This window comes from Mycobacterium shunyiense (assembly GCF_058270075.1).
The window spans coordinates 225,072-238,311 of record NZ_JBZDPU010000013.1 but is presented as its reverse complement, the minus strand read 5'-3'; the positions used below and the strand labels follow the sequence as shown (position 1 = coordinate 238,311).

Here is a 13,240-nt window from a genome sequence, read left to right as displayed (position 1 = left end):
TGGTGTTACCTGCGCTCTCCGAGCGTGGCGGCCGCGGCGTCAGCCCACTGACGCCACTGTTCGGCGCTCGCCCTGGCCTCGGCTGCATCCTTGGCCCGTCCGGCGGCCTCCGCCTTCTCGGCCTGCTTCTCGAACTGTTCGGCACGGGCACGGAACTGGTCGGCACGGGCCTGCGCCTCGGGGTCCACACCACCGGCCGGGGCGTCTCGGACCTTCTTCTCGACGGCACGCAGGCGGCGTTCCAGATCGGCGGCCCGCTCGCGGGGAACCTTGCCGATCGCGTCCCACTTGTCGCCGATCGTGCGCAGTGCGGCGCGGGCGGCATCCAGATCCGTCGTGTCGATCTTCTCGGCCTCGGCCAGCAGCGCTTCCTTGGCGGTGGCATTTGCCTTGAACTCGGCGTCACGTTCGGCGTGGGCGGCGTTACGGGCCCCGAAGAACGTGTCCTGAGCGGCCTTGAACCGGTGCCACAACGCGTCGTCGACGTCCTTGGCGGCGCGTCCGGCGGCCTTCCACTGGGTCAGCAGATCGCGGAACGCGGCACCGGTGGCGCCCCAGTCGGTCGAGCCGGACAGCTGCTCGGCCTGCTCGCACAGCGCCTCCTTCTGCTGACGGGCGCCTACCCGGCCGCGGTCCAGTTCGGCGAAGTGCGAGCCGCGACGACGGTTGAACGTCTCGCGGGCCGACGAGTAGCGCTTCCACAGGGCGTCGTCGAGCTTGCGGTCCAGTCCGGTGATGGTGCGCCACTCATCGAGGATCTCGCGCAGGCGGTCACCGGCGGACTTCCACTGGGTGGAGTTGGCTGCCAGATCCTCGGCCTCGGCGGCGAGTGCCTCCTTGCGTGCGGTCTGGGCGGCGCGGTGCTCGTCGCGCTGGGCCCGCTCGGTCTTGGCGGCTTCGTCGGCGTGTTCCAGGATGGCCGACAGGCGGGCGCTCAGCGCGTCGACATCGCCGAGAACTGCTGCGGTGGGCAGACTTTCCGCCAACGCCGCGGCCGCAGATTTGATCTTGCGCGCATCGCCGGTGCCTGACGACAGCCGGCGTTCGAGCAGGGCGACCTCGGTGTGCAGATCGTCGAAGCGCCGACCGAAGTGCGCGTACGCCGACTCGGTGTCGCCGGCCTGCCATGAGCCGATGACACGCTCGCCGGATCCGCTGATCAACCACACCGTGCCGTCGTCATCGACGCGGCCGAATTGGTGTGGGTCGCCGGCCGGCGCCACGGCAACCACGGGTGCGACCCGGCTGGGGCGGGGAACGGGGCGGGGTGGTCCGGGCCTCGGAACGGGCGAGGGCGTGGGCTTCGGGGTGGGCCCGGAGGTCGACTCGGGGGTGGCTCCGCCTGGCTCACTGGTTGTCATATCCGCTCCTCGTACTCCGCACGGTTGCCCGCGCATCTGCCGCGCGACGCGGCGCCTGATGCTGTCGCTTTGTCCGCTATTGAAGCAGGTCGTGCTGTGCCGTGCCCACGGCTTTAGGCGCAATGCCCTGACAAACTCGCACGGACGTGTTCTCACCCGGGCCGATCTGGGCGTCCGACCGGGCCTCGGCGCGCACCCCAGAAGGGGCCGCGCACTAGTTTGGTGAGGTGCTGAGCGCCATCGCGATCGTCCCTGCCACACCGGTCCTGGTGCCCGAACTGGTGGGTGCGGCTGCGGGCGAGGTGGCCGACCTGCGGGAGGCCGTCGTCGCCGCAGCGCGTTCGCTACCGCCGCGCTGGCTGGCCGTCGGGGTCGGCCCCGGTGACGCGGTGTACGGGCCGGACTGTGCAGGGACCTTCGCCGGCTACGGCGCCGACGTCCCGGTGGCTCTCGGCCCCGGCGCGATGGGCGATCCGGTGGCGCTGCCGCTGTGTGCCCTGGTCGCGGGGTGGATCCGCGGACAGGTGGCACCCGGTGCCGACATCGAGGTGCACGTCTGTGCCGCATCACAGCAGGTCGGCGAGGCGCTGGCCCGGGGGCGCGCGCTGCGCGCCCGCCTCGACGAATCTGCGGATCCCGTCGGTGTCCTCGTGGTCGCCGATGGCCTGAACACGCTCACCCCGGCGGCACCCGGTGGCCACGACCCGGACTCGGCGCCGGTGCAACAGCAAGTCGACGATGCGCTGGCCACCGGAGACCTCTCGGCGCTGGCCGAGCTGCCCGGAACCGTGCTCGGCAGGGTTGCCTACCAGGTACTGGCCGGTCTGACCGAACCCGAGCCGGGATCGGCCCGTGAGCGCTATCGCGGAGCCCCGTACGGCGTCGGCTACTTCGTCGGCGAATGGCTGCCGTGACCCGGCCCATCGCGGTCATCGGGCCGACCGGCACGGGGAAGTCGGCGCTGGCGCTCGCGCTGGCCGAGAATGTGGGCGGCGAGATCGTGAATGCCGACGCCATGCAGCTCTACCGCGGCATGGACATCGGCACTGCCAAGTTGCCGGTCGCCGAGCGGCGCGGCATCCCACACCACCAGCTCGATGTCCTTGACGTCACCGAGACCGCGACGGTGGCCCGCTATCAGCAGGAGGCCGCGGCCGACGTGGAAGCCATCGCGGCCCGCGGCGCAGTGCCGGTGATCGTGGGCGGTTCGATGCTCTACATCCAGTCGCTGCTCGACGAGTGGACGTTTCCGGCCACCGATCCGACGGTGCGGGCGCGGTGGGAGGCGCGGCTGGCCGAGGTGGGGGTGGCCGCCCTGCACGTCGAGCTGACCCGGGTGGACCCTGCCGCGGGTGCGTCGATCCTGCCGACCGATGGCCGGCGGATCGTGCGGGCCCTGGAGGTCGTGGAGCTCACCGGGCAGCCGTTCGCTGCCTCGGCGCCGAGCATCGGTACACCCCGCTGGGACACTGCAATCATCGGATTGGACTGGGACACAGCCGTTCTCGATCAGCGCCTGGAACAACGCACCGACCTGATGTTCGACGAAGGCCTGGTGGACGAGGTGCGGACGCTGATCGGTTGCGGCCTGCGCGACGGGGTCACCGCGGCGCGGGCACTCGGCTATGCGCAGGTGTTGGCTGACCTGGATGCCGGGGGAGACGGATCGGCCGCGCGGGAGCCGACGTTCATCGGCACCCGCCGCTATGTGCGCCGGCAGCGCTCGTGGTTCCGGCGTGATCATCGGGTCGTGTGGTTGGACGGGGCGGCCGACGGGCTGGTGCACGACGCGTTGCGGGCGTGGCGGCACGTATCCTGAACAGGTGATCTCCGGCGCAGTTGGTTTTGTGAAAGGGCACGGCACCCAGAACGATTTCGTGGTGCTGCCCGACCTCGACGCCGCGCTGTCGCTGACGCCGAACGCCGTCGCCGCACTGTGCGACCGGCGCCGCGGCCTCGGCGCCGACGGCGTGCTGCGGGTGACGACTGCGGGTGCCGCGCAGGGTGCCGGGGTGTTCGACCGACTTCCCGACGGGGTGGCGGCCTCGGACTGGTACATGGACTACCGCAACGCCGACGGGTCGATCGCGCAGATGTGCGGCAACGGCGTACGGGTGTTCGCGCACTACCTGCGCGCGTCCGGACTGGAATCTGCCGACGAGTTCGTGGTCGGGTCACTGGCCGGTCCCCGTCCGGTGGTGTTGCACAGCGTCGACGCGACGACCGCCGACGTCACGGTCGAGATGGGCAAGGCCAACCAGTTCGGCACCGGCACCGCCGTCGTCGGCGGTCGCAAGGTCAGCGGGCTGGCCGTCGACATGGGCAATCCGCACCTGGCCTGTGTCGGGCTGACCGAGGACGAGTTGGCGGCACTCGATGTGGCCGCACCGGTGTCGTTCGACACGCAGCTGTTCCCCGACGGCGTCAACGTCGAGGTCCTGACCGCTCCGGTGAACGGCGCGGTCTCGATGCGGGTGCACGAACGCGGTGTCGGCGAGACCCGCTCCTGCGGTACCGGCACCGTCGCGGCCGCGCTGGCGGCCCTGGCCGGTCAGGGTGCCGATACCGGGACGTTGCGGGTCCGCATCCCCGGGGGCGAGGTCACCGTGACGATCACCGAGTCCACCAGCTTCCTGCGCGGCCCCTCCGTGCTGGTGGCCCGTGGTGAGCTCTCCGACGTGTGGTGGAACGCTGCCCACGCCTAATAGGGATGCGCGCGGCCCGATGCACGTGACAACCTGTAAGTACATATGACTCATCCAGAACATCCCGTCACACCCAGCACCGGCGAGCTGGCCCTCGAAGACCGCGCCTCACTGCGCCGCGTCGCCGGGCTCTCCACCGAACTCACCGACGTCACCGAGGTCGAGTACCGCCAGCTCAGGCTGGAACGCGTGGTCCTGGTCGGAGTGTGGACCGAAGGCAGCGCGGCCGATGCCGATGCCAGCCTGGCCGAGCTGGCGGCACTCGCCGAGACCGCCGGGTCCGAAGTACTCGAGGGGCTGATCCAGCGCCGCGACAAGCCCGACCCGTCCACCTACATCGGCTCGGGCAAAGCCGTCGAACTGCGCGAGGTGGTCCTGGCCACCGGGGCGGACACCGTGATCTGCGACGGCGAACTCTCGCCTGCGCAGCTCAACTCGCTGGAGAAGGTCGTCAAGGTCAAGGTGATCGACCGGACCGCGCTGATCCTGGACATCTTCGCCCAGCACGCCACCAGCCGGGAGGGCAAGGCGCAGGTGTCGCTGGCCCAGATGGAGTACATGCTGCCCCGGCTGCGCGGCTGGGGTGAATCGATGTCGCGCCAGGCCGGCGGGCGCGCCGGCGGTGCCGGTGGTGGCGTGGGAACCCGCGGGCCCGGTGAGACCAAGATCGAGACCGACCGCCGCCGTATCCGGGAGCGGATGGCCAAGCTGCGCCGCGAGATTCGCGACATGAAGAAGATCCGCGATACCCAGCGCAGCCGGCGGCTGACCTCGGATGCCGCCTCGGTGGCCATCGTCGGCTACACCAACGCCGGCAAGTCCAGCCTGCTCAACGCACTGACCGGGGCCGGTGTGCTGGTGGAGAACGCCTTGTTCGCCACACTCGAACCCACCACGCGGCGTGGCGAATTCGACGACGGCCGGCCGTTCGTGCTGACCGACACCGTCGGCTTCGTCCGGCACCTGCCCACCCAGTTGGTCGAGGCCTTCCGGTCCACGCTCGAAGAGGTGGTCGATGCCGACCTGCTGGTGCACGTCGTGGACGGGTCCGACGATCATCCGCTGGCGCAGATCAATGCGGTCCGGCAGGTGGTCAACGACGTGATCGTCGAATACGACATCGCCCCGCCCCCGGAGCTGTTGGTGGTCAACAAGATCGACGCGGCCACCGATCTCGGACTGGCCGCGCTGCGCCGCGCCCTGCCCGATGCGGTCTTCGTTTCGGCGCACACCGGCGAGGGGCTGGACCGGTTGCGGGCCCGGATGGCGGAGATGATCCCGCCGACCGACGCCACGGTGGACGTGACGATTCCCTACGACCGCGGGGATCTGGTCGCGCGGGTGCACGCCGACGGTCGGGTGGACGCCACCGAGCACACTGCCGACGGCACCCGCATCAAGGCGCGGGTGCCCATGGCACTGGCCGCGAGCCTGGGTGAGTTCGCCACCTTCTGAGCGGGCGTCAGGCGGCAGATTTCTTCTTGCTGCTGGTGCCCTTTGCGCTGGTGCCCTTTGCCTCGGGACGGTCCGTGGCCTTGTCCTTCGCGCCGTCGTGACCGAGGGCCTTGCGCACGCTGCTTCGGAGCGACTTGGCCATGTCACGCGCCGGATGTCCCTTGGTGGCGAGCGCTTTCGGCAATGAGGGACGCTGCTTCGGGGCCGTCGCGTCGTCGGCCGTGCTCGGTGCCGTGTCGGGGTCGGTGACCGTGCTCAGACGCCGGAGCGGTTGGTCATCCGAGATGGCGGCGACTTTCGTGGTGTCGGCAACGGTCTTGTCGGCAGTGTCCGGGATCCGGACGGTCACGCCGGACTGCGTCGGATCGGTCCATCCGGGCAGTGGGTCGAGCCCGGGGTTGAGCGCGGCCCGGATGCCCTCCGGAACGTCGTTCACCAGGTCGGTGGCCAACTTGACCGGGTTGAACCTGGGCAGCAACTGGAACGGTGTCGGATTGCTGTAGTCGGTTCTGGTGTAACCGGTTTCGATCAGGGTCTGCGCCATCGGGGAGATCAGGTCGACGAGCGGGATCACCACGGCGGACGTGCCGGTCGCCGCACCCAGGTCGAGCAGCGGCTGCATGATGGGCAGCGTCTTCGCCGGCAGGGTGACGTAGTACGTATCGCTGCCGTCGACCTTCTGGCAGTGAGTCTCGGCACTGCAGTTCGCTTTCGCGTTCTCGATCGCGGCCTGCACCTGTTCGGGTGTGTAGCCGTATGGCGTTGCGGTGGCCGGATCGTCGCCTCGGGGGTCCAGGTAGGAGCCGTGCACGTACTCGAATCCGGCCAGCGCATTCGCCAGGGCGAGCGGATTGAGCACCCATGACGGAGCGTCGGCGACACCGTCATACTGAAGCGCAATGTCGTAGGTCTCGATGCCGGTGTCCGTCGGAGTGGGTTGACCGAACGTCGCGTCGAGGATCGGGACGGTGCCGAGGATCGCCAGCCTCTCGAAGAGGCCGCCGTCAGGGCGGTTGGGGTTACCGATCAGGACGAAGCTCAGATTCTGCTTCTGTTCGTCGGTCAGGTCCGCCAGGTTCCCCTTGACGATGCCGGCCACCGTGGCGCCCTGCGAATAGCCGAAGACCGTCACGGGATGCGCCGCACTGGGGTTGTTGGCGCCGACGAGTTCACTGGTCAGCCGGGTGACCCCGCTGGCCACCGACACGTTCCATTTGGCACCCTCCAGTCCGCCCCAGCCTGGGAGTGGGATGGGCCAGAACTGGGCGATGTAGGGGATGGCCACCGGCGCCGCACAATCCTCGGCGCCGCAACTACCGCTGGGCTGGACGTAGTAGTCCACGGCGTTGGCCAGGTAATTGTTGGAGTCCTGCGGGTTCGGGGTTCCGGTACCCGGGACGATCAGCGGTGTCACCGCGACCACCAGACCGATTGCTGCGGTGCCGACGGGCGTCAGGCCGATGACCACCGAGCCGGATACCGCTACGGCGCCGACCAGCAGTGACCTGGCAGCAGAACGGGGTGAGAATCGCATCGGCCCGGATCTCCTTCTGCTGACGAAGCCGTCAGCGCTGAAGGGATCTTTGCACCGGCACGCAACTGCCACCGGGAAAACGGCCGAAGTGGTCGCGGCCCAACGGTTTCAGCGTCGTCGGATCACCGGAGGCTCATGTGCCCGCACCGGGGGGAGGGCTCCACCGAACTTCTCGACCTGCACCAGCACATGCGCGCCGGTGCAGCCATGCGCCAGCGACGAGGTCCCGACATCGTCGGTGAGGACGTTGGGATTGCCGTGCACGCACATCGAATCGGGATCTGACGGTTCGGCCGGGTCGTACCACGCTCCGGTCGGCAGTTGCACCACCGACGGGCGCAACCGGTCGTCGATCATCACCCCGGCCAGACACGCCCCGCGGTCGTTGAACACCCGCACTACGTCACCGTCTGCGAGCCCGCGGGCCGAGGCGTCATCGGGGTGGATGCGGATCGGTTCGCGCCCTTGTACTTTCGATGCCTGACTGGTGGCGCCGCCGTCGAGTTGGCTGTGCAGGCGGGTAGCGGGCTGATTGGCCAGCAGATGCAACGGATAGCGGGCGGCCCGCGCACCGCCGAGCCACTCGGTCGGCTCGTACCAGCGGGGGTGGCCGGCACAGTCGGGGTAGCCGAATCCGTCGATGGTCTGCGAGAAGATCTCGATGCGGCCGCTCGGGGTGGCCAGTCGGTGCCCGACCGGATCGGCCCGGAAATCGGCCAGCAGTGTCAACCCCGGTTCGGTGGGTAACCGCAGATGACCCGCAGCCCAGAACTGGTCGAATCCGGGAACCTCGAAATCCAGACCCGCTGACCACTTTTCGTACATATGAACCAGCCACTGCCGTGCCGTGCGGCCTTCGGTGAACTGCTCACCGAACCCGAGTCGGTCGGCCAGCGCCGAGAACGTGGTGTAGTCGTCGCGGGAGTCCGCGTACGGCGGGGTCAGTGCAGGCATGGCGACCAGCAGCGGATCATTGCGTGACCCCGAGTAGTCCTCGCGCTCATAGGCGGTGGTCGAGGGCACGACGACGTCGGCATGCTTGGCCATCGCCGTCCAGTACGGGTCGTGCACCACGATGGTGTCCACCCGGGACAGGGCCCGGCGCAACCTCGGAATGTTCTGGTGATGGTGGAACGGGTTGCCGCCGGCCCAGTACACGCACCTGATGTCGGGGTAGGTCAGGTGCAGTCCGTTGTAATCGAACGGTTGTCCGGGGTGCAGCAGCATGTCGGTGACTGCCGCGACGGGGATGAAGGTCTGCACCGGGTTGAAGCCCTGTGGCAGCGCGGGCAGGCCGCAGCGCAGCGGCGGCAACCCCGGCTCGTTCATCGACCCGTAGCCGTGCCCGAAACCTCCTCCGGGCACACCGATCTGGCCCAGCATGGCCGCCAGGGTCAAGCCCATCCACGGCGCCTGCTCGCCGTGCCGGATCCGCTGCAGCGACCAGCTGACGGTGACCAGGGTGCGCGAGGCCGCCATCTGCCTGGCGAGGTCCACGAGCTCGCCGGCGGGCAGGCCGCTGAGCCTCGACGCCCATTGCGGGCTCTTGGCGATACCGTCGTCGCGGCCCAGCAGGTAGCGCTCGAACCGCCGGTATCCGCTGCAGTGCGTGTCGAGGAAATCGAGATCGGCCAGGCCCTCGGTGGCCAGCACGTAGGCCAGCGCGAGCATCACCGCCACGTCGGTGCCGGGGACCGGGGCCAGCCATCGGCAGTCGCCATCGACGTCGTCACGAAGCGGGCTCAGCGACACGATCTTCCCGCCGCGCTCACGCATCCGGCGCAGCGCGTCGCGGGCCGGATGTGCCGTGGTGCCACCGTGGTTGATGCCGGTGTTCTTCAGTGCGAGACCGCCGAAGCACACCAGCAGATCGGTGTGCTCGGTGATGACCTCCCAGTCGGTGGAGCGCTTGAACAGGTCGTCATGGGTCCCGACCACCCGGGGCATGATCACCCCGGTGGCGCCCAGGCTGTAGGAATGGCGGGAAGACGTATAGCCGCCGAGCATTTTCAGAAAGCGGTGCACCTGGCTCTGGGCGTGGTGGAAGCGTCCGGCGCTGGCCCAGCCGTAGGAGCCGCCGTAGATCGCCTCGTTGCCGTAGGTGTCGACGACCCGGCGCAGCTCCTCGGCCAGCAAGTCGGAGAGCTCATCCCAGGAGACCGCGACGTAGTCGTCGGCGCCCCGTTCTGTACTGGGGCCGGGGCCGTCGCGCAGCCAGCCGCGTCGCACTGCGGGCCCGGCGATACGGGAGCGGTGCCGGATCGAGCCCGCGAGGTTGCCGAGCAACGGTGAGGGGTCGGTGTCACCGTCCATCGGGGTGACGGCCGCGATGTCGCCGTCCGCGACGTTCGCGGTGAAGGCGCCCCAGTGCGCGAGGCTCATGGGGGACCGGGGCATGAGCAGAGTTTACGGGCGGTACCCACCCTCCCCAGGGCTGACCAACCACCCGGTTGGTATAGGTTGGCCCCAAATCAGTAACCAGTACCGGAGGTCACACCATGGGCAGTGTTGTGAAGTACGACCGCACGTTGTTCGAGCCCGAGCACGACTTGTTCCGCGAGTCGTACCGGGCGTTCCTGGACAAGCACGTCGCGCCGTTCCACGACCAGTGGGAGAAGGACAAGATCGTCGACCGCGGGGTCTGGCTCGAGGCGGGCAAGCAGGGCTTTCTCGGGATGGCGGTGCCCGAGGAGTACGGCGGCGGCGGCAACGACGACTTCCGGTACAACACGATCGTCTGTGAGGAGACCGTCGCCGGTCGCTACAGCGGCATCGGCTTCAGCCTGCACAACGACGTCGTCGCGCCGTACCTGCTCCGGCTGGCCAACGAGGAGCAGAAGCAGCGTTGGCTGCCCAAGTTCTGCACGGGCGAATTGATCACGGCGATCGCAATGACCGAACCGGGCACCGGTAGCGACCTGCAGGGCATCAAGACCCGTGCGGTGCGCGACGGTGACCACTACGTCCTCAACGGGTCCAAGACCTTCATCACCAACGGCATCAACTCCGATCTGGTGATCGTCGTCGCCCAGACCGACCCCGAGAAGGGCGCTCTCGGCTTCTCCCTGCTGGTGGTTGAGCGCGGTATGGAGGGCTTCGAGCGGGGCCGCCACCTGGACAAGATCGGCCTGGATGCCCAGGACACCGCCGAGCTGTCGTTCACCGACGTCAAGGTGCCCGTCGAGAACCTGCTCGGCGAGGAAGGTCAGGGTTTCGTCTACCTGATGCAGAACCTGCCGCAGGAGCGCATCTCGATCGCGATCATGGCCGCCGCGGCGATGGAGGCGGTGCTGGAGCAGACCGTGCAGTACACCAAGGAGCGCAAGGCGTTCGGCAAGCCGATCGGCAGTTTCCAGAACAGCCGGTTCCTGCTGGCCGAACTGGCCACCGAGGCCACCGTGGTCCGGATGATGGTCGACGAGTTCATCCGGTTGCACCTCGACGAGAAGCTCACCGTGGAGCAGGCGGCGATGGCCAAGTGGTACTCGACCGAGAAGCAGGTGGAGCTCATCGACCGCTGCCTGCAGCTGCACGGCGGCTACGGCTACATGCGTGAGTACCCGGTTGCGCGGGCCTACCTGGATGCCCGAGTCCAGACGATTTACGGCGGCACGACCGAGATCATGAAGGAGATCATCGGTCGCGGGCTGGGCGTCTAGCGGGCCGATCGGCCGCCGATTTATCCGGTACTCGTCCAAAAAAGCCCAAATCTGGGTCTTCGGACCCAGATATTGGGCCTTTTTTGGTCATGATCGGCCACGTTAGTTGGTTATCGTCACGTGCTGACGCAAAGTTGTCCGGGCGGGACATTTCTAAGGAAACTTTGCCGAACGAGCGGGGAGGGCGCATGACTAGGCCGGGAGCGAGGCTGAACGCGGCCGTGTGGCGGTTGGCGGTCGGCCTGCTCGCACTCGTAGTCGCTGCTTTGGTGGTGCCGGCGGTGGCTTCGGCCACCCCGGAGTCGGATGCCGACGCCGCGGTCACCGCCGCTTGGGAGGCCAACGGTGGAGACGGTGGCCCGCTCGGGCCGCGGCAGGGCGGCGTGTACGCGGTGGGTTCTGGCTTCGCGCAGAACTTCTCCGGCGGCAAGATGTTCTTCACCCCGGCAACCGGCGCGCACTTCATGCAGGGCGCAATCCTGGACAAGTACGAGTCGCTGGGCGGTCCGGCCGACGGTGACATGGGATTCCCCACCATCGACGAGGGCGCTGGACGTGCCGCGGACAGCCGTAACTCGACGTTGAGTGCGCCTGACAACCCGGTCATCTTCTGGACTCCGTCCACCGGTGCCCGGGTGGTGCGGGGCGCCATCAACGCCGCATGGGACAAGCTCGGCGGCTCCGCGGGAGTGCTCGGCGTCCCCGCGGACGACGAGACGTTCGACGGCGACGTGATCTCCCAGAAGTTCACCGGCGGCGAGATCTCCTGGAACCGCAAGACCAAGGCGTTCACCACGGTGCCGCCCGAACTGGCCGATCAGCTCGCCGGTCTGGACGTGCCGTCGGATCCCGCCTCGGCGATCGCCGCCGCGCGCCGCGAGGCGGGCGGGGTGATGGGACCGCTGGGAGCCAAGGACGGCGACCAGTATCCGATCGGCGACGGTGGATTCGGCCAGAAGTACGCCGGCGGCAAGATCTTCTACAGCCCTGCCACCGGCGCCAACGCCATCACCGGCCAGCTGCTCGAAAAGTATGAAAGCGTCGGTGGCCCGGAAGGCGATCTGGGTTTCCCGACCGCCGGCGAGTCCGAGGGCGGATTGGGACCCAACAGCCGGATCAGCACCTTCGCCGCGGCCGACAACCCCGTCATCTTCTGGACTCCCGACTACGGCGCGGTGATCGTGCGGGGCGCGATGAACGCGGCCTGGGAGAAGCTCGGCGGGGCGAAGGGAGCGCTGGGCGCCCCGATGGCCGACCAGACCGAAGACGGCGGTGTCATCAGTCAGCGGTTCAGCGGGGGAGCGATCTCGTGGGACCGCGACGCCAACAAGTTCACCACCGAGCCGTCGAAACTCGCCTCCGAATTGAGCGGGCTGCAGGTTCCTGGACTCGACCAGACCCCGGCGGCCGGTCCGCAGCCCTCCGACGCGGACAGCAAGAAGCCGTTCTCCTGGCATTGGAGCTGGTGGTGGCTGATCGCGGTGATCCCGGTCGTGCTGCTCGCCGGGTTGATCGTGGGGGCCGCGCTGTGGCACCGTCGGCGCGCCGGTGGCGATGACGACTTCGACCACGATCCGTTCGACGACGACTACGACGGCGGACCGGGCGATTCGTCCTACGACGAGGGTCGATATGACGACGCGCGCTACGGTTCGCGTGGGTACGACCACGATGAGTACCGCGACGGCGGTGACTCCGACGCGGCCAACGGCTACGGGCCGAGCGCCGCGTACGGCGACGCCGCGACGGCACGGTTTGCCGGGCCCGGCGAGGAATCATCAGGCGCGGCATCTCCGTACGACGGCCCCACCGATATCGCCATTCCGGTCAGTCAATGGGCCGCTCCGCACGGATCGGCCAGTGGGTACGGGGCGCCGGGCAGGGAGGAGGAACCGCCGGAGGATTCCTCGCGGTTGGTCGGGGAGCAGGGTTTCGACGACTTCGGCGACGATGACGACTTCGATGACGACTATGAAGATGACGACTTCGAGGACGACGACTTCGACGACGAGGATCTCGATACACCCATTGATGCCGTCTTCGAAGAGGTCGCCGAGGGCGACGATGTCGACGACATCGAGGCGGAACTCGTGGACGAGGACCTGGCGGATACCGGGTCTATGCCCGGTCCGGTAGGCGGAGTGCGTGAGGCGCAGGGTTTCGCGGGCCTGGGTGGCCTGGCAGTGCCGAGCGATCAGGACAACGTCGACACCGCGCCGACCCGCGTCATCACCGAGGCCGAGGCCTACAGCAGCGAGGCGCACAGCGGGCGCCACGCCGCCATCGAGCTCGACGAGATACCCAGTGCCACCGCCATCCATCTGCCGTTGGAGGACCCTTACCGCGCGCCGGAGGGTTATCCGATCAAGGCGGACACGAAGTCCGGACGGTACTGGGCACCCGACAGCGCCGAGTACGACGACGCAGTAGCCGAAATCTGGTTCGCCAGTGAGGAATTCGCCCGCACGAACGGGTTCGTGCGGACGGACTGAGGAAGCGGGCCCGGCGGCCGTCAGGTGCGGCGGG

The 13,240-nt window shown here is 68.5% G+C and carries 9 protein-coding genes; 6 read left to right on the top strand and 3 right to left on the bottom strand.

Features of this window, described 5'->3' with window-relative positions; translation table 11 throughout:
- Positions 1–5 precede the first annotated feature (5 nt).
- Positions 6–1,361, bottom strand: a complete 1,356-nt coding sequence (locus AC4ELH_RS10865; protein WP_064884408.1) for a DUF349 domain-containing protein — start codon at positions 1,359–1,361, stop codon at positions 6–8.
- Between the two features lie 227 nt (positions 1,362–1,588).
- On the opposite strand from AC4ELH_RS10865, the gene AC4ELH_RS10860 reads away from it, so the two are divergent.
- The 4 genes from AC4ELH_RS10860 to hflX are packed head-to-tail and all read left to right on the top strand — an operon-like array spanning position 1,589 to position 5,521.
- Positions 1,589–2,275, top strand: a complete 687-nt coding sequence (locus AC4ELH_RS10860) for a class III extradiol ring-cleavage dioxygenase family protein (protein ID WP_064884410.1) — start codon at positions 1,589–1,591, stop codon at positions 2,273–2,275.
- Positions 2,263–3,180, top strand: coding sequence for a tRNA (adenosine(37)-N6)-dimethylallyltransferase MiaA (miaA, locus tag AC4ELH_RS10855; protein ID WP_498884441.1), 918 nt, complete (start codon positions 2,263–2,265; stop codon positions 3,178–3,180). The genes AC4ELH_RS10860 and miaA overlap by 13 nt, the downstream gene beginning before the upstream one ends.
- Before the next feature lie 7 nt (positions 3,181–3,187).
- Complete coding sequence (gene dapF / locus AC4ELH_RS10850; RefSeq protein WP_110777489.1) at positions 3,188–4,066, top strand: diaminopimelate epimerase; 879 nt, start codon at positions 3,188–3,190, stop codon at positions 4,064–4,066.
- 45 nt (positions 4,067–4,111) lie between these two features.
- The gene (hflX, locus tag AC4ELH_RS10845; RefSeq protein ID WP_064884414.1) at positions 4,112–5,521 is read left to right on the top strand and encodes a GTPase HflX; all 1,410 of its coding nucleotides are present in this window, start codon (positions 4,112–4,114) and stop codon (positions 5,519–5,521) included.
- Positions 5,522–5,528: 7 nt separating this feature from the next.
- Here hflX and AC4ELH_RS10840 read toward each other — a convergent pair whose 3' ends face one another.
- Together AC4ELH_RS10840 and AC4ELH_RS10835 are read right to left on the bottom strand one after the other, a co-directional pair.
- On the bottom strand, positions 5,529–7,055 hold the full coding sequence (locus tag AC4ELH_RS10840; RefSeq protein ID WP_448448544.1) for a PE-PPE domain-containing protein: 1,527 nt from the start codon (positions 7,053–7,055) through the stop codon (positions 5,529–5,531).
- 108 nt (positions 7,056–7,163) lie between these two features.
- Positions 7,164–9,452: a molybdopterin guanine dinucleotide-containing S/N-oxide reductase gene (locus tag AC4ELH_RS10835; protein ID WP_498884439.1), complete on the bottom strand. Its 2,289-nt coding sequence runs from the start codon at positions 9,450–9,452 to the stop codon at positions 7,164–7,166.
- A gap of 101 nt (positions 9,453–9,553) precedes the next feature.
- Here AC4ELH_RS10835 and AC4ELH_RS10830 point away from each other — a divergent pair, with 101 nt between their 5' ends.
- A complete protein-coding gene (locus AC4ELH_RS10830) occupies positions 9,554–10,714 on the top strand; it encodes an acyl-CoA dehydrogenase family protein (RefSeq protein ID WP_055113240.1) in 1,161 nt (386 codons plus the stop codon).
- Positions 10,715–10,902: 188 nt separating this feature from the next.
- Positions 10,903–13,206, top strand: a complete 2,304-nt coding sequence (locus AC4ELH_RS10825; protein ID WP_498884436.1) for an LGFP repeat-containing protein — start codon at positions 10,903–10,905, stop codon at positions 13,204–13,206.
- Positions 13,207–13,240 lie beyond the last annotated feature (34 nt).